This window comes from Actinomycetospora aurantiaca, assembly GCF_037401875.1.
In the GTDB taxonomy this organism is placed as follows: Bacteria; Actinomycetota; Actinomycetes; order Mycobacteriales; family Pseudonocardiaceae; genus Actinomycetospora; species Actinomycetospora aurantiaca.
In genome coordinates this window covers 89,442-106,543 of sequence record NZ_JBBEGN010000016.1, presented here as the reverse complement: position 1 = coordinate 106,543, position 17,102 = coordinate 89,442, and the positions used below count along the sequence as shown (strand labels likewise).

The window sequence follows — 17,102 nt, the reverse complement described above, 5'->3', positions numbered from 1 at the left end:
GCCGTCGTAGGCGTCCAGCTCGTCCGCGGGCACCATGCCGAAGTACGCCTTCACCCGGTGCAGAGCGGTCATGGCAGCCCTCTCCCCTTCACCACCGCCGACCGACCCGCGGGACCGCCGACTTACATCCGTGTCATTCACTCACACGGAACGCTAGCTACCGGGTGCCGAGGAGGGCCGTTCCGACACGCACACACGTCGAACCGTGCTCGATCGCGGCCTCCAGATCCCCCGACATGCCTGCTGAGAGGGTCCGCGCCCCCGGGAAGTCCCGGCGCACCCACTCGGCGAGGGCGGCAAACGTGGCGAAGGCCTCCGCGGGCTCGGCGTCGCGCGGCGCCACCGTCATCACGCCGTCGAGTGACAGGTGTGCCGCCGCGTCGACACGCTCGGCCAGCGCCGCGACCTCGTCGACCGGGACGCCCCCGCGCCCCTCCGCGCCGTCGAGGCTGACCTGCACGAGCACGTGCAGCGGCCCGGAGCGCTCCCCCGCCTCCTCCGCGGCGCCCGCGGCGCGGTCGAGGGCGTCGGCGAGCCGCGGGGAGTCCACGGAGTCCACCGCGTGCGCCCACCGCGCGAGCGAGCGCGCCTTGTTGCGCTGCAGCCGTCCGACCACCCGCCACCGCACCTCGGCCTCCGGCCGCAGGTCGGCGAGCTCGGCGGCCTTGGCCGCGCCCTCCTGCTCCTTGTTCTCCCCGAACTCGGCCAGGCCCAGGTCGACCAGCAGCGCGACGTCGGAGGCCGGCCAGGTCTTCGTGACGGCGAGCAGCTCGACCTCCGCGGGGTCGCGCCCGGCGGCGCGGGCCGCGGCGTCGATCCGCGCCCGCACGTCGGCCAGCGCCCGACGGAGGCCCTCCCGGCGCTCCTCCACCTCGGACGGGGTCACCGGCGGTCGTACTCCCACCACGTGACCCCGGCGAGGCGTCCGGTGGGTCGGGCGCGCCGGTGACTGAAGAGCTGGTCGTCCTCGAAGGTGCAGCGCCCGTCGGCGTCGATCTTGAGGACGCCCTCGTCGCCGAGCTGGCGCACCAGCCCGGCCCGCAGGTCGAGCGACGGCGTGCCGACGCGGGTGGTGCCCGCGCTGCCGGGCAGCGCGGCCTCCACCTCGTCGCGCATCGCGGCGGGCACCTCGTAGCACTGCCCGCACACGCTCGGCCCGAGCAGGACCTCGACCCGGTCGCGCTCCGCGCCGAGCTCCTCCATCGCGCGCAGCGTCGCGGGCAGCACGCCCGCGGCCGCGCCGGTCCGGCCCGCGTGCGCCGCCGCGACGACGCCGGCCTCCGGGTCGGCCAGCAGCACCGGCACACAGTCCGCCACGACGACGGCGAGCGCGAGCCGCGGCTGCTCGGTGACGAGGGCGTCCGCGGTCGGGACCTCCTCCTGCGGGCCGTCGACGACCACCACGTCCGTGCCGTGGACCTGGTTCATCCACGCGACCCGGCCGGGCCCGAGGCCGATGCCCCGGGCGAGCCGGTCGCGGTTCGCGGCGACCGCCGCGGGGTCGTCGCCCACGTGGTCGCCGAGGTTGAAGGAGTCGTACGGGGGCTTCGACCGGCCGCCCGCACGCGTGGTCAGGACACGACGTACCCGCACGCGTCCGATTCTCTCAGCGCATGAACGAGGGGACGTCGACGTCGTCCTCGTCCTTGCCCTTCGACGACGTCGCCGACGGGGTGGACGCCGCGTCCGCGGACCCCTCCTTGGCGGCCTCGACCTCCTCCGGCTTCGGCACCGGCATCGACGGGGTCGTCGGGGCCTGGGCGACCGCCGTCGGGATGGCCGGCTGGGGCTGACTCGGCGGCTGGCTCGGCGGGGCCGAGGGCTGCCGCGGGCCGGAGTCGCCGCCGGCGATGGGGCCCCGGCCCGGGCCCGTCCGGCCGGTGGACCCGATCGCGCTCGGGACGGCCTTGGCGTGCGGGACGGTGCCGGAGTCGAAGCCCGCGGCGATGACGGTGACGCGGACCTCGTCGCCCAGCGAGTCGTCGATGACCGTCCCGAAGATGATGTTCGCGTCCGGGTGCGCGGCCTCCTGCACCAGCGACGCGGCCTCGTTGATCTCGAACAGGCCCAGGTCCGAGCCGCCCGCGATCGACAGCAGCACGCCGTAGGCGCCGTCCATGGACGCCTCGAGCAGCGGCGAGTTGATCGCCTTGCCCGCGGCCTCGACGCTGCGCCCGTCGCCCCGCGCGGAGCCGATGCCCATCAGGGCGCTGCCCGCCCCGGACATGACGCTCTTGACGTCGGCGAAGTCCAGGTTGATCAGACCCGGCGTCGTGATGAGGTCGGTGATGCCCTGGACCCCGGAGAGGAGGACCTCGTCGGCGGACCGGAAGGCGTCCATCAACGAGAGCGAGACGTCGCCCAGCTGCAGGAGCCGGTCGTTCGGGATGACGATGAGCGTGTCGCACTCGTTGCGCAGCTCGGTGATGCCGTTCTCGGCCTGGGTCGCGCGCCGCTTGCCCTCGAAGGAGAACGGGCGGGTGACGACGCCGATCGTCAGCGCGCCGAGCTTGCGGGCGATGCTCGCGACCACCGGGGCGCCGCCGGTCCCGGTGCCACCGCCCTCACCCGCCGTCACGAAGACCATGTCGGCCCCCTTGAGGACCTCCTCGATCTCCTCGGCGTGGTCCTCGGCCGCGCGGCGGCCCACGTCGGGCGCCGCGCCCGCACCGAGCCCGCGGGTGAGCTCGCGGCCGACGTCGAGCTTGACGTCGGCGTCGGACATCAGCAGCGCCTGGGCGTCGGTGTTCACCGCGATGAACTCGACCCCCTTGAGGCCGACCTCGATCATGCGGTTGACGGCGTTGACGCCGCCGCCACCGATGCCGACGACCTTGATCACGGCCAGGTAGTTGTGCGGGGGCGTCATGGGACCGCCTTTCACCTCTGCAGCTCGGCGACACCGGCCGACACGCGGGCGAACCCTCGACCCTCGACCTCACCTGGAGGTCTATGGTTGGCTTCCCCGTTCCGGTGTCGGCGTGACCGTAGGCAGCCGACACCCGGCGATGCACGCAGGCGCGCCGGGCATGTCCCGGGTCGATGTCACCCGTCTGCCACACCCCCTCCGAACCCTCGACGGCGGGTCGAGGGTCCGGAGGGCCCGGATGGTCAGCCGGCCACGGCGGCGTAGGAGTCGCCGAGCTTGGCGTCGGAGAGCTCGTAGGTCGAGGTCTTCCCGATGCCGGTGTCGCGGTAGAGCCCGAGCTTCCAGTAGCTGTAGTCGCCCGGGTAGAGGGTGCCACCCGGCGGGCGGAAGCCGGTGACCTTCTGCTGCCCGTCGACCCACGCGTCGACGACGCTCTTCGAGCTCGTGGACGAGAACTTCACGTGCAGCACGAGCGTCGTCACCTTCCCGACGGCGGCCGGCGCGATCACCTTGTCGAAGCTCTTCGAGCCGCTCGGGTGACCGAAGCCGCCGGAGAGGACGAAGTTGCCGTTGCCGATGCGCAGCTCGAGCGGCGGGCTGCCGGTGCCCTCGTTCTTGAACTGGGTGATGAGCTGCCAGGAGTCGGTGTCCACCGGGAACCCGTCGGCCAGCCGGACCGAGAGGCGGATGTAGCGGTCCTGACCCTCGGTGAAGTTGTCGACGTTCGGCTCGATCTCGGAGCGCTTGCCGCCGCCAGGCATCGTGAACTTCAGCGCCTTGCGCCCGGCCAGGTCGGTGGCCGGCACGACGGTCGGCGTCTTCGCCCCGACCATGTTCCAGGGCGTGTCCTTGAACATGCCGAGGCCCTGTGCGGTGATCGCCGCGTCCCAGATCGGCTTCGCCGCCGGGGTCGGCGCGGCGTTCGGGGTCGCGGCCGGCGCCGGCGCACCGGGTCGGATCGGGATGACGGTGGTCGAGGGCGGGGCCGGGGGCCTCGTGGTGGCCGGCGCGGTCGTGGTCGGCGCGGCCGGGGCGGTCCCGGTGGCGGGGGCGGCGCTCGTCGTCGAGGTGGTCATCCAGAGCCGTTCGACGGCGGGGCTCACCGATCCGGACCCGCCGAGCATGACCACCCGCGCCTGCACCTGGGTGGTGGTCGCGGGCAGGACGGTGCGGACGTCGTCCTTCGTGGGCAGCCACCGGCTCCACGACCCGTCGGGCAGGATGCCGCGCACGTCGACGCGGGCGGAGGTGCCGGGCGGCAGGTCCGCGGTGAGCTCGGTGGTGACGGCGTTGGCGGGCGCGGCCGGGCGGCGCGGCGGGAGGAGCATGACGCCCTCGGAGCGGGCCTTCGCGGTGGACGGCGTGGCGAGCCGCACCGCGCCGTCGACGAGGGAGACGTTGACGTCGTCCCCGCCGGAGACGGCGAGCTCGCTGCCCCACGTCTCGCCGCCGGGGACGGCGGCCGCCGAGGCCGCGAGGCCGACGACGGCCGCGAGGAACGCACCGGCCCCCGCGGCGAGGGCGGCCCGACGGCGGGTGCGGCGACGGCGTTCGCGGTCCTCGGGGGCGGTCGGGGGCGTCGCGCCCGGGCCGGCGTGCGGGGAGAGCGGGCGGGGGGCGAGGGGTTCGAGGAGATCAGCAGGGCGCGACACGGGGGGCCTCCACGGCGGCGGCGGGGACGTACTGCTGGGGACCGATCTGCAGCCACCGGTCGCTCGAGCCCTGCGAGCCGGCGCGCAGCTGGCCGGCGGCGGAGCACGTGACGGCCATCCGCGCCCCGGCGGCGACGGCACCGACCGAGGACGACGCGTCGGTCGGGGCGGAGCGGACGACCACGGTCGGGGCGGCGGTGGGGCGGGCGAGGGCCGACGGCCCGGTGGCGGTCCAGAGGTAGGTGACGGTGACCCACGCGTTGTCCCGCAGCTGCAGGTCGTCGTAGTAGGTGCCGTCGGCGAGGTCGATGCCCGCGGGGTTCGCGACCCGCCGTCCGAACCCGTCCTTGCCGCCGTGGTAGCCACGCTCGAAGGCGGCCTGGGACTGCGGGAACCCCTGCGGCAGGTCACCCCACTCCTGGCGGGTGCCCGGCGGGTTCCAGTAGTCGTCGCGGATGTTCCAGGGCCCGACGTCCCACACCGGCGACCAGGCGCACCGCCCGTTCGCGGCGCAGACCTTGACGGTGTAGTCGCCCTTGTCCCGGGGCGAGAGACCGCGGCGCGAGGGCAGGGCGACGAAGTGGTCGCGCGGGACGATGACGTGGCCGTTGGCGGTGGTGTTGCCGACCAGGCCGATCCGGGTGGCGAAGACCCGGCTGGTCACCGGGGCGGCCTTGGCGGGCTCGGGCTGCGGCGCGGGGGCGGCCGTGGGGACGGTCGGCGGGGCGGGCGCGGTGGTGGGTGCAGGGGTGGGTGCGGTGGTGGGGGCGGGGGCGGTGGTCCCGCGCTCGCCCGCGAGCCAGAGCCGCTGCAGCGCGGGGCTCGCACCGAAGTCGCCGCCGACGAGGGTGACCCGGACCTGCACCTCCGTCGCGGGCTGGGCGAGCACGGCCGGGCCGGCCGGTCCGGCGGTGCTCCACTGGCTCCAGGTGCCGTCGGAGCGCAGGCCGCGGACGTCGACGAGCACCTCGGCGCCCGGCGGGACGTCCGCGGTGGCCTCGGCGGCGATCGACGTGGCGGGCGCGGTGAGGCGGCGGGGCGGGAGGAGCAGCTCGCCCTCGTTGCGCGTCGAGCGGGCGCTCTGCGCGCGGACGACGCCGTCGGCGAGCCGGATCGCGCCGGTGGTGGCGACGACGTTGGTGTCGTCCCCGCCCTCGACGGCGAGCTCCGGGATCCAGGACTCCCCCGGTTCGGCCGCCCGCGCCACGGGTGCGTGGCCGAGGGTCGCCCCCAGGATCGAGGCGGCCGCGGCAGCGGCGAGGGCGCCCGCCAGCGCCCGCCGGACCCGTGGGGGAGCCGCACCCCCGGAGTCGCGGCCGGTCCTCTTGGTCATCGTGCTCGCACCTCTCCCCACCGTCGTGCCGACGGCGCAGAGTTGACGCTGCGTGACACATGGGGGTCAAGCGAAACGCGTGGTGTGCACGTGAGTGATAACCAGAGTGGTGAAACCCGTTCGTGCAGGTCACAACCACTTCACAGGTCGCCCGGAGGAGGGCCGTCCACCCGGACGAGGGTCCCGTGACCACCCTCGGTGCCCGCGGGCCACCCGAGACACGGTGACCACGCGTGACACTTCGAGTGGTGATCGAGGGTCAGCTGACGACGGGGAGTTCCGGGGTGGAGACGTCGTAGACCGAGCCCGGGCGCGTCAGGAGCGGGCCGAGGACGGCGGCCTTGCGCTCGTCCTCGGCGTCGGCGCCCCAGCGCACGGTCCGGCCGTCGAGGGTGAACGACACGTCGTACGCGCTGCCCGCGCGCAGCTCCGTGACCTGGCGCCGCAGCTCCGGCGGCAGGGCCTGCAGCACCCGCACGGCCGCCACGGTGGCCGGGTCCTCCGGCGACGCCGCGACCGCGGGCGGCAGGACCAGCCGCGGGACGCCGGCGGGCGGGGCGGGCAGGGTGCGGTAGACGAAGCCGGTCGCGTCCACGAGCGCGACCCCGCCCGCCACGGGCACCGCCACCACCGGCTCCCGCTCGGTCACCGTCACGGTCACCGTGCCCGGCAGGGACCGCCGGACGTCCACCGAGGCGACCCGCGGGATCGTCGCCACCCGGGCGTCCAGCTCGGCCGTGGAGAGCCACAGCAGTGACGTGTCCGGCGGCACGGCGGCCGCGTCCTGCACCGCGGGCAGCGTCTCCGGGGAGGCGCCGTCCACCTGCACCGACCGCACGTCGAACACCGGCGAGAAGCCCAGCAGGTACACGAGGCCCCCGGCGACGAGGAGCGCGAGCACCCCGGCCGTCACGCGCCGCCGCAGCGTGCGCCGACGGGCGGCGCGCGCCTTGAGCGCGGCGTGGTCGCGGACCGGGCGGTCCCGCGGCGGGCGCGACGAGGGCCGCCGGCCCCGCGCCTCGCGACCGTCACGCGTGCGCCCGGAGCGCCCCGTCCTGCCGTCGGGCGCACCGGGGCGCGGGCGGCGCGTGGGCGGCGGCAGCGGGCTCAGCCCCCGACGTGGGCCGGCGAGTTCCGGCGCTCGAGCTCGGCGAGGACCTCCGGGCCGAGCACGGTCACGTCGCCCGCCCCCATGGTGATCACCAGGTCGCCGGGTCGGGCGAGGTCGGCGAGCAGGGCGGGCACGGCGGCCCAGGACGGCTCGTAGTGCACGTGCTCGGCGGGCAGGCCGACCTCCCGGGCGATCGTCGCGCCGTTGATCCCGGGCTCGGGCTGCTCGCGGGCGCCGTACACGTCGAGCAGGACGACCTCGTCGGCCAGCGAGAGCGCCTCCCCGAACTGCACTGCGAAGTCGCGGGTGCGCGAGTACAGGTGCGGCTGGAACGCGACGATCAGCCGGCCCCGCTCCCCCAGCACCGGGCGCGCGGCCCGCAGCTGCGCGGCGACCTTGGTCGGCGCGTGGGCGTAGTCGTCGTAGACCCGGACCCCGCCGTGCTCGCCCCGCAGCTCGAACCGGCGCCGGACCCCGGTGAACGACGCCAGGCCGGCGAGGAGCCGCTCGAGCGGCGCACCGAGGTCGAGCCCGGCGAGCAGCGCGGCGCACGCGTTGAGCGCCTGGTGCTCCCCGGCGACCCCGAGGCGCACCGTCCGCTCGACGCCGCCCACGCGGATCGTCAGCACCCCCGAGGCGGCCTCCGCGCGGTAGTCGAGCACGGTGACGTCGTCCGGCCCGGTCGCCGCGCGCCCGTAGCGCCGGACCCGCACGCCCGCGGCGGCCGCCCGGTCGCCCAGGGCCGCCGCGCCCGGGTCGTCGGCGCACACGACGAGGGCCCCGCCGGGCTCGATCCGGCCGACGAACGCGTCGAACACCGCGACGTAGGCGTCGACGGTGCCGTGGTGGTCGAGGTGGTCGGGCTCGACGTTCGTGACGACCGCGACGGCGGGTGAGTAGGCGAGGAACGACCCGTCGGACTCGTCCGCCTCGGCCACGAAGACGTCGCCGTGCCCGTGGTGGGCGCTGGAGCCGGACGCGAGCAGGTCGCCGCCGATCATGAACGACGGGTCCGTGCCGCACGCCTGCAGCGCGACGACGAGCATCGACGTGGTCGAGGTCTTGCCCGCGCTGCCGGAGACGCACGCCGCCCGGTGGTCGGCCATCAGCTCGGCGAGCACCGCCGAGCGGTGCAGCACCGGGACGCCCCGGGCGGCGGCCTCGAGCAGCTCGGGGTTGTCCGGGTCGGCCTGGTGGACGGCCTTGGTGGTGACGAGGGCGGTGGGCCCGCCGGGCAGCAGGTCCAGGTTCGCCGCGTCGTGGCCGACCGAGACCTCCGCGCCGAGCGTGCGCAGCGCCAGCACCGCCCGCGAGTCCTTCGCGTCCGAGCCGGACACCATCGCCCCGCGTGCCAGCAGGATGCGGGCGATCCCGCTCATGGCGGCGCCCCCCGCGCCGATGAAGTGCACGCGCGAGAGCAGCCGCGGCAGCTCCGGGGACACCGTCTGCTCCCCCGGCTGCATGATCTCCTCGGTCACCGGTCCCCCTCCGCCGCGTCGAGCACCATCCGGGCCAGTGTCTCGTCCGCGTCCGCGTGCCCCGTACGCCGGGCTCCCACGCTCATCGCGGAGAGCCGCTCCCCGCTGGTCAGCAGGGGGACGACGAGCTCGGCGACCTTCTCCGGGGTCAGCTCCGCGTCCTCGACCAGGAGGCCGCCGCCGTGCTCGACGACGGGCAGCGCGTTCAGCCGCTGCTCGCCGTTGCCGTGCGGCAGCGGCACGTAGATCGCGGGCAGCCCCACCGCGGACACCTCGGCGACCGTCATCGCCCCGGACCGGCAGATCGTCAGGTCCGCCGCGGCGTAGGCCAGGTCCATCCGCTCCAAATAGGGCACGGCCACGTACGGCGGTGCTCCCCGGACGGCCTCGACCTCGACGGAGTTCTTCGGGCCGTGCGCGTGCAGCACCCCGATCCCCGCCCGGGCGAGGGCACCGGCCGCGCCGGCGACCGCCTCGTTCAACGACCGCGCCCCCTGCGAGCCGCCGAACACCAGCAGCGTGGGCGCGTCCGGGTCCAGGCCGAAGTGGGCCCGGGCCTTCGCCCGCAGCGCCTCGCGGTCCAGGCCGGTGATCGCCCGCCGCAACGGTATCCCGATCACGGGGCCGTCGAGCCCGCTGCCGGGGACGGCCGCCGCCACGGCCGCCGCGTGGCGGGCCCCGACCTTGTTGGCGATCCCCGCGGTCGCGTTGGCCTCGTGCACCACCACCGGCATCCGCGTGCCGGGCAGCCGCGCCGCGAGGTAGGCGGGCAGGGCGACGTAGCCGCCGAACCCGACGACGACGTTCGCGTCGACCTCCCTGAGCACCTGCCGCGTCCGCCGCACCGACCGCACGATCCGCCACGGCAGCGCGGCGAGGTCCTTCGACGGCTTCCGGGGCAGCGGCACCGGCGGGACCAGCTCGAGCGGGTAGCCGCGCTTCGGGACGAGCGTCGTCTCCAGGCCGCGCGCGGTCCCCAGGGCGGTCACCCGGGCATCGGGCCGCAGTCGGCGCACCGCGTCGGCCAGGGCGAGCGCGGGCTCGATGTGGCCGGCCGTGCCGCCCCCCGCGACGACGACGGAGAGCGGGCGGCGGGGACGGTCGGTCCGGTCGGGCTGGTCGGGCCGGTCGGGCACGGAACTCCTCAGGTGGTGCGGACACGCCCCGGCTCGGGCGGCGGCAGTCGCAGGGCGCGGGCGAGGCGGCCCTGGCCGTGCGTGCGCAGTGCCGCGGCGGCGTCGGTCTCGTGGCGGGCGAAGTTCGCGAGCAGGCCGCCCGCGAACAGGGCGAGGGCGAGCGAGGTCCCCCCGGAGGACACCAACGGCAGCGGGATGCCGGTCACCGGGAGCAGGCCGACGACGTAGCCGATGTTGATGGCCGCCTGGACCACCAGCCACACCGTCAGGGTCGCCGAGACGGTGCGGATCCACGGATCGGTCGAGCGCGCCGCGATCCGCAGGCCGGTGTAGGCCAGCGTGACGAACAGGGCGATCACCGCGGTCGCGCCGAGGAACCCGAGCTCCTCGCCGATGATCGCGAAGATGAAGTCGTTGTCCGCGTTCGGCAGGTAGCTCCACTTGGCGCGGCCCTGGCCCAGGCCCTGCCCGAACAGCCCGCCGTCGGCGAGGGAGTAGAGCGCCTGCCGGGCCTGGTAGGCCGGGCCGAGCGGGTCGGCGTTGGCGGGGTCGAGGAACGCGGCGATGCGGCTCTGGCGGTAGCTGGCGATCACGCCCAGCACCACCATCCCGACCACCCCGAGGGTGCCGAGCAGCGCGAGTAGACCCAGCGGCGCCCCGGCGAACCACAGCAGGGCGACCACGATGACGCCGAGCGAGATCGTCGTGCCGAGGTCGGGCTGGAGCATGACCAGCACGAAGACCAGCATCGCCACCGGCACCATCGGCAGCAGCGCCTGCCGCCACCGACGGGGCGCCGGCCGGTGCCGCACGAGGACGTGCGCGCCCCACAGCGCGAGCGCGATCTTGGTGATCTCGCTGGGCTGCAGGGAGAGCCCGGCGACCCGGAACCACGACCGCGACCCGTTGACCTGTGCACCGAGACCCGGGACCAGGACCAGCACCAGCAGCACCAGGCACACCGCGAGCAGCCACGGGCTGGCCGCGCGCCACCGCCGCGGCGGCACCCGCAGGCCGAGCCAGAAGAGCGCGGCGCCGAGCACCGCGAACGCGGCCTGCCGGAAGAACACCCCGTACGACGAGCCGCCGGCCGCGTAGGCGTTCACCGACGAGGCCGAGAGCACCATCACCAGGCCCAGCGCGGTCAGCAGCCCGAACACCGCCAGCACCAGATGCAGCGAGGTCAGCGGCCGCCCGAGCCACTGGTGCAGCGCCCCGCCGACGGCCCGGACCTGCGGCGACGCCTGCCGGCGCCGGTCGCCCTCCGGCCGGCGCGGGCGGGCGGTCGTCACGGCGTCCCCGACGACGGCTCCGCGGGCTCCCCCGCCACGTCCCCGGTGGCCCCGCCCGACGCGGCGACCCGCTGGGCGGCCGCGGCGAACGCGTCGCCGCGCGCCGCGTAGTCCCGGAACATGTCCATCGAGGCGGCCGCCGGGGCGAGCAGCACGACGTCACCGGGCCGGGCCATCGTGGCGGCGGCCCGGGCCGCCGTCAGCATCGCGTCCATCGGGCCATCGTCGCCCCCGCCGACGTCCGCGACGGGCACCTCGGGGGCGTGTCGGGCCAGGGCGTCGAGGATCGTGCCCCGGTCGGCGCCCAGCACCACCGCCCCGGCGAGCCGCCCGGCGTGCGCGAGCACCAGGTCGGAGACCTCCGCGCCCTTGAGCAGGCCCCCCGCCACCCACACCACGCGGGAGTACGCGGCCAGCGACGCCGCGGCCGCGTGCGGATTGGTCGCCTTCGAGTCGTCCACCCACCGGACACCGGCGGACTCGGCCACCACCGCCCCGCGGTGCGCGCCGGGTGCGTACCCGCGCAGGCCGGCCGCGACCGCGTCCGCGGGCACCCCGATCGCGCGTGCGAGGGCGGCCGCGGCGAGGGCGTTGGCCTCGCCCGGCGGGCCGCCCGGGGCGATGTCGACGGCGCCGGCCAGCTCGGTCGGGCGCCGGTCCTCGCCCCCCGCGTCGTCGAACGCGCGGTCGACCAGCGTCCGCACGCCGCGATGGGTGCTGATCCCGACCTCGCCCGGTCCCGGTTCGCCGCGGGTGAAGCCGACCCGGCGGCCGGGCGCCTGCCGCAGCAGACCGTGGGCCCGCTCGTCGTCGAGACCGCCGATCGCGATCCGTCCGCGCAGCACCCGGGCCTTGGCGGCCGCGTAGGCGGCCATGGAGCCGTGCCAGTCGAGGTGGTCGTCGGCCACGTTGAGCACCGCCCCGGCGAAGGGCGCCACCGAGGGCGACCACTCCAGCTGGAAGCTGGACAGCTCGACCGCGAGCACCCGGTGCCCGGCGCGCAGCGCGTCCACGATCGGCAGCCCGATGTTGCCGCACGCCACCGCGTCGCGGCCGGCCGCGAGCAGGACCGCCTCGAGCATGCCGGTCGTCGTCGTCTTGCCGTTCGTGCCGGTGACCGCGAGCCAGGTGGGTGGTCCGTCCGGGCACACGGCCGGGTCCTGCCCCAGCCGCCACGCCAGCTCCGGCTCGCCGATCATCTCCACCCCGGCGGCGCGCGCCGCGGTGGCCAGCGGCGAGTCCGGCCGGAACCCGGGGCTGGTGACGACGAGGTCGCAGCCCGCGGGCAGCGTGGTCGCGTCCCCGGTGAACTCCGCGTCGCGGTCCTCCAGGGTGGCCAGCTGGGCCGGGTCGGCGTCGGCCACGGTCACCCGCGCGCCGAGCTCGGTCAGCACGTCGACGACCGACGCCCCGGTCCGCCGGGCGCCCGCGACCAGGACGTGCCGGGTGCTCCAGTGCGCCGACTCAGCCACCGGACGCGGCCAGCCACTCGCTGTAGAACAGCCCGAGACCGAGCGCGCAGCAGATCGCGGCCAGCAGCCAGAAGCGGATGATCACCGTGGTCTCGGCCCACCCGGCCAGCTCGAAGTGGTGGTGGAACGGGGCCATCCGGAACAGGCGCCGCCTCGTCGTCCGGAACACCGCGACCTGCAGGACCACCGAGAGGGCCTCGACGACGAACACCCCGCCGAGAACGACCAGGAGCAGCTCGGTGCGGGTCACCATCGCGAGGCCCGCGAACATGCCGCCGAGCGCGAGGGACCCGGTGTCGCCCATGAAGATGCGCGCCGGTGCCGCGTTCCACCACAGGAAGCCGATGCACGCGCCCATCCCCGCGGCGGCGACCAAGGTGATGTCCAGCGGGTCGCGGACCTGGTAGCAGCCGGCCTCGATCGCGGTGCCGCAGGCGTTGCGGAACTGCCAGAACGAGACGATCAGGTAGGTCGCGAGCACCATCGCCGAGATGCCCGCGGCGAGCCCGTCGAGCCCGTCGGTGAGGTTCACCGCGTTCGAGGCGGCGGTGACGATGAGGTAGCAGAACAGGACGAAGCCGATGCTGCCGAAGCCGACGATCGCGATGTCGCGGACGAACGACAGGTTCGTCGACGCCGGGGTCAGCCCCTGCTCGTCGGAGAACTGCAGCGCGAGCACCCCGAAGATCACCGCGGTGACGAACTGACCGACGAGCTTCGCGGTCTTGTTCAGCCCCAGGTTGCGCTGCCGGCGGATCTTGATGAAGTCGTCCAGGAAGCCGACGACGCCGAGCGAGGTCATCAACAGCAGCACCAGCAGGCCGGACGCGGAGATGGAGACGTCCGCGACCAGGTGCGAGACCAGGTAGCCGACCCAGATCGCGATGAGGATCGCGACCCCGCCCATCGTCGGGGTGCCGCGCTTGCCCTGGTGGCTCTGCGGGCCCTCCTCGCGGATCTCCTGCCCGAAGCCCTGCTTGATGAACAGCCGGATCACGTACGGCGTCAGCAGGATCGACACCGCGAGGGCGATCCCGGCCGCGACCAGCACGCCCCTCACGAGGTCCGTCCCTTCAGCTGGTCCAGCTCCGCTCCGCTGCGTGTCCCGCCCAGCAGCGCCTGCGCGACCTCCTCCAGCCCCGCGGACCGGCTGGCCTTCACCAGCACCACGTCGCCCGGCTCGGCGTGCACGGCGTCGACCGCGGCCGCGGCGTCCGGGACCAGGTCCGAGACCAGGCCCGCGTCGCGCGCGGCCTCGTGCACCCCGCGGGCGGCCTCCCCCACGACGACGAGCCGGTGCAGGCCGGTGCTGGCCGCCAGGCGGCCCAGCTCCGCGTGCGCGGCGGCGGCGTCGTCGCCGAGTTCGGCCATGGCGCCCAGGACGGCCGTGTGCCGTCCCGACATCGCGGCCAGCGTCGCGAGGGCGGCGCGCATGGACTCCGGGTTCGCGTTGTAGGCGTCGTTGAGGACCCGGACGCCGTCCGGCCGCTCGCCGACCTCCATCCGCCAGCGGCTGCGCGGGGCGGCGGCGCCGAGCGCGTCCGCGATCCCGGCCACGGTCAGGCCGGTCGCCTCGAGCGCGATCGCGGCCGCGACCAGGGCGTTGTCCACCTGGTGGGCGCCGCGCAGGCCGAGGGCGACGCCGGCCTCGCCGGCCGGGGTCACCAGCCGGAACCGGGCCCGGCCCTCGGCGTCGATCGTCTCGTCCACCGCGCGGACGTCGGCCTCCGGCGCCCGGCCCGCGTGCACGACGCGGGCCGCGGTGCGGTGCCGCATCGCCGCGACGACCGGGTCGTCCGCGCCCAGGACGGCGACCCCGCCCTCGTCGGCGGCGGGCAGGGCCTCGACCAGCTCGCCCTTGGCCTGCGCGATCGCCTCGCGGGAGCCGAACTCCCCCAGGTGCGCGGACCCGACGTTGAGCACCGCCCCGATCCGCGGCGGCGCCACCCGGCACAGCGCCGCGATGTGGCCGCGGCCGCGGGCGGACAGCTCGGCGACCAGGTGCCTCGTCGTCGCGTCGCAGCGCAGGACGGTCCAGGGGTGCCCGAGCTCGTTGTTGAAGCTGCCGGGCGGGGCCACCGTCGGGCCGTCGCGCTCCAGCAGGGCCGCGACCAGGTCCTTGGTGGAGGTCTTGCCGGACGAGCCGGTGATCCCGACGACCCCGAGGTCGGGCAGGGCGTCCACCACGTGCCGGGCCAGGGTCGCCAGTGCGGCCAGCACCGCCGCGCCGCCCGCGTCGTGGGCGGCGTCGGGGACGTGCGCGCCGTCGGGCAGCGGGTCCACCAGCACGGCCGGCGCGTCGACCGGACGGGCGGCGAGGACCCCGGCCGCGCCGGCGGCCACCGCCGTCGTCGCGAAGGCGTGGCCGTCGACCCGCTCGCCGGGCAGCGCGACGAACAGCCCGCCCGGGGCCACCGCGCGGCTGTCGAACTCGACCGTGCCGGTGACGCGCTCGTCGCCGGTCGCCCGGTGCAGCGTCCCGCCGACGAGGCGGGCGAGCTCCGCGAGGGTCAGCTCGATCACGCAGGGTCCTCTCGGATGGCGGTCAGGAGTTCGTCGACGTCGGAGAAGGGCAGGGTGTCCGTACCGACCTTCTGGCCGAGCTCGTGGCCCTTGCCCGCGACGACGACCACGTCCCCGGGCCCGGCGGCGGCCACGGCGGCGCGGATCGCGCTCCGCCGGTCACCCTCCTCGGCCACGATCGCACGGGCGCCCTCGGCGTGGTGCGCCCCGTCCAGCATCGCGGCGCGGATGGCGGCCGGATCCTCGGTGCGCGGGTTGTCGTCGGTGACCCAGACCAGGTCGGCGAGCTGCGCGGCGAGCGCGCCCATGACGGGGCGCTTCTCGCGGTCGCGGTCGCCGCCGCAGCCGAGCACCGTGAGAAGTCGGCCGTCGGTCTCCGCCCGCAGGGTGGTCAGGAGAGCCTCGACGGCCGCGGGCTTGTGGGCGTAGTCGACGATCGCGAGGAACGGCTGGCCCGCGTCGACCCGCTGCATCCGGCCCGGGACCGCGACCGTCGCGAGCCCGGCGGCGAGCCGGGCCGGGTCCAGGCCGACCGCGTGGCCGCACGCGAGCGCGACCAGGGCGTTCGCGACGTTGAACGTGCCCGGCAGCGCGAGCTCGACCGGCACCTCGACGCCGTCGGGCCCGTGCACGCGGAAGGACTGGGTGCCGTCCGGGTGAGCCACGACGTCGGTGGCGGTCCAGTCCGCGGGCCCGGTGACGCTCACCGTCGCCGCGTCGACCGTGCGCGCCAGGCGCGCGCCCCACGCGTCGTCGGTGCACACCACGTGCCGCTGCGCCCGGCCGTCGAACAGCCGGGCCTTCGCGGCGAAGTAGTCCTCCATCGTCGGATGGAAGTCGAGGTGCTCCGCGGAGAGGTTGGTGAACGCGCCCACCGCGTACGCGGTGCCGCCGACCCGGTCCTGCGCGAGCGCGTGGCTCGAGACCTCCATCGCGGCGTGCGTGACCTCCTGCTCGACCATGCTCGCCAGCAGAGCCTGCAGGTCCGGCGCCTCGGGCGTGGTGAACGCGCTGGGCACCCGGCGGCCGCGCATGCGCGTCTCCACGGTGCCGATCAGTCCCGTGGTCGCGCCGGCCGCCGCGAGCGCCGCCTCGAGCAGGTAGACCGTGGTCGTCTTGCCGCTGGTCCCGGTGACCCCGAGCAGCGCCAGGTGCTCCGACGGGTCGCCGTAGATCCGCGCCGACACCGGTCCGAGCGCCTCCCGGGGGTGCGGGTGGACCAGGACCGGCACGGTCCCGACGGCGGGGCGGGTCGCGCCGCCGGCGTCGGTCAGCACCGCGGCGGCGCCGCGCCCGAGGGCCTGGTCGGCGAAGTCCGCGCCGTGGGCGCGCGCGCCGGGCAGGGCCGCGAACAGGTCGCCCGAGCGGACCTCGCCCGCCCGCAGCGTCGCACCCGTCGTCGTGCCGGTGAGCTCGCCGCGCACCTCGGGTGCGGTGCCGGTCGCGGCCGCGATGCGGTCGACGAGGGCGGCGATCGGCGTCGGCTCCACGGTGTCCGGCCGGATCACGCCGTCCTGCTCGGTCGGGGTCCGGCTCGGCGCGGGCGGCACGCGGGGGAGGTTACTCACCGCCCGGACCGGTCCTCCCCGCGCCCTGCACTCGCGGTGACGTGCTCCAGTGCGTGCAGGTGGGCGTCGACGGCCGCGCCGGTGCGGTCGGTGTCGCCGGTCGCGAGGAGGTCGAGCAGGGCCCCGCGCAGCACCGCGAGCAGCAGGGCGCGCTCGGCCGTGCCGGCCGGGGTGGACACCCGCCCGGAGGGCTGGTGGGCGGCGAGCAGCAGGTCCCAGTCGGTGACGGTGTCCCGGGCGAACCCCGCCCACGGTGTGGACTCCTCCGCGTCCGGGTCGCCCACCGAGCGGCTGTAGGCCTCGAGCCACAGACGCAGGAGCGCGCGGTGCTCGTCGGCGGCGAGCCAGTCCCACAGCACGCGCCCGGCGGTGGCGAGCCCGGCGTCGTCGGGCAGCGCGTCCAGGACCCGCAGCTGGTCCGCCCGGGACCGCCCGAGCAGGGCCCGCACCAGCCCGTCCTTGCTGCCGAAGAGGTAGAGCAGCACTCGGGGGCTGGAGCCGACCGCCTCGGCCAGCGGCCGCAGCGACATGCCCGCCCACCCGTGCTCCAGGACCCAGCCGTAGGCGGCGTCGAGCAGCTCGCGCCGTCGCGCCGAGCCCTCGCCGCCGTCGCCGGGCGCGGTCGCCGCCGTCGCGGGATCGGTCGCCGTCACGCCGCACAGTGTGCT

General features: G+C 76.0%; 14 protein-coding genes. All 14 read right to left on the bottom strand.

What is annotated here, in order from left to right:
* Positions 1-157: 157 nt before the first annotated feature.
* The 14 genes from WCD74_RS24110 to WCD74_RS24045 all read right to left on the bottom strand — a co-directional run bounded on the left by WCD74_RS24110 (position 158) and on the right by WCD74_RS24045 (position 17,087).
* Entirely contained in the window at positions 158-886 is a 729-nt protein-coding gene (locus WCD74_RS24110; RefSeq protein ID WP_337697436.1) for a YggS family pyridoxal phosphate-dependent enzyme, read from the bottom strand.
* Positions 883-1,593 (bottom strand): peptidoglycan editing factor PgeF, encoded by a 711-nt coding sequence (pgeF, locus tag WCD74_RS24105; protein WP_337697435.1) that lies wholly within the window; start codon positions 1,591-1,593, stop codon positions 883-885. The genes WCD74_RS24110 and pgeF overlap by 4 nt, the downstream gene beginning before the upstream one ends.
* 13 nt (positions 1,594-1,606) lie before the next feature.
* Positions 1,607-2,869, bottom strand: a complete 1,263-nt coding sequence (gene ftsZ / locus WCD74_RS24100) for a cell division protein FtsZ (protein ID WP_337697434.1) — start codon at positions 2,867-2,869, stop codon at positions 1,607-1,609.
* Positions 2,870-3,111: 242 nt separating this feature from the next.
* Positions 3,112-4,521 (bottom strand): polysaccharide lyase family 20 protein, encoded by a 1,410-nt coding sequence (locus WCD74_RS24095; protein WP_337697433.1) that lies wholly within the window; start codon positions 4,519-4,521, stop codon positions 3,112-3,114.
* Positions 4,505-5,854 (bottom strand): DUF8814 domain-containing protein, encoded by a 1,350-nt coding sequence (locus tag WCD74_RS24090; RefSeq protein ID WP_337697432.1) that lies wholly within the window; start codon positions 5,852-5,854, stop codon positions 4,505-4,507. Before WCD74_RS24090 ends, WCD74_RS24095 begins: the two co-directional genes overlap by 17 nt.
* Positions 5,855-6,113: 259 nt before the next feature.
* Complete coding sequence (locus WCD74_RS24085) at positions 6,114-6,767, bottom strand: cell division protein FtsQ/DivIB (protein WP_337697431.1); 654 nt, start codon at positions 6,765-6,767, stop codon at positions 6,114-6,116.
* 194 nt (positions 6,768-6,961) lie between these two features.
* Complete coding sequence (murC, locus tag WCD74_RS24080) at positions 6,962-8,428, bottom strand: UDP-N-acetylmuramate--L-alanine ligase (protein WP_337697452.1); 1,467 nt, start codon at positions 8,426-8,428, stop codon at positions 6,962-6,964.
* 11 nt (positions 8,429-8,439) lie between these two features.
* Complete coding sequence (gene murG / locus WCD74_RS24075) at positions 8,440-9,579, bottom strand: undecaprenyldiphospho-muramoylpentapeptide beta-N-acetylglucosaminyltransferase (protein WP_337697430.1); 1,140 nt, start codon at positions 9,577-9,579, stop codon at positions 8,440-8,442.
* Positions 9,580-9,587: 8 nt separating this feature from the next.
* Positions 9,588-10,871, bottom strand: a complete 1,284-nt coding sequence (gene ftsW, locus WCD74_RS24070) for a putative lipid II flippase FtsW (RefSeq protein WP_337697429.1) — start codon at positions 10,869-10,871, stop codon at positions 9,588-9,590.
* Positions 10,868-12,343 (bottom strand): UDP-N-acetylmuramoyl-L-alanine--D-glutamate ligase, encoded by a 1,476-nt coding sequence (gene murD, locus WCD74_RS24065; RefSeq protein ID WP_337697428.1) that lies wholly within the window; start codon positions 12,341-12,343, stop codon positions 10,868-10,870. Before murD ends, ftsW begins: the two co-directional genes overlap by 4 nt.
* Positions 12,336-13,403 carry a phospho-N-acetylmuramoyl-pentapeptide-transferase gene (gene mraY, locus WCD74_RS24060; protein ID WP_337697427.1) on the bottom strand — a complete coding sequence of 356 codons (1,068 nt, stop codon included), beginning with the start codon at positions 13,401-13,403 and terminating at the stop codon, positions 12,336-12,338. Before mraY ends, murD begins: the two co-directional genes overlap by 8 nt.
* The gene (locus tag WCD74_RS24055; RefSeq protein ID WP_337697426.1) at positions 13,400-14,866 is read right to left on the bottom strand and encodes a UDP-N-acetylmuramoyl-tripeptide--D-alanyl-D-alanine ligase; all 1,467 of its coding nucleotides are present in this window, start codon (positions 14,864-14,866) and stop codon (positions 13,400-13,402) included. Before WCD74_RS24055 ends, mraY begins: the two co-directional genes overlap by 4 nt.
* On the bottom strand, positions 14,863-16,434 hold the full coding sequence (locus tag WCD74_RS24050; protein ID WP_373696122.1) for a UDP-N-acetylmuramoyl-L-alanyl-D-glutamate--2,6-diaminopimelate ligase: 1,572 nt from the start codon (positions 16,432-16,434) through the stop codon (positions 14,863-14,865). Before WCD74_RS24050 ends, WCD74_RS24055 begins: the two co-directional genes overlap by 4 nt.
* Positions 16,431-17,087: a TetR/AcrR family transcriptional regulator gene (locus WCD74_RS24045; protein WP_337697425.1), complete on the bottom strand. Its 657-nt coding sequence runs from the start codon at positions 17,085-17,087 to the stop codon at positions 16,431-16,433. The genes WCD74_RS24050 and WCD74_RS24045 overlap by 4 nt, the downstream gene beginning before the upstream one ends.
* Positions 17,088-17,102 lie beyond the last annotated feature (15 nt).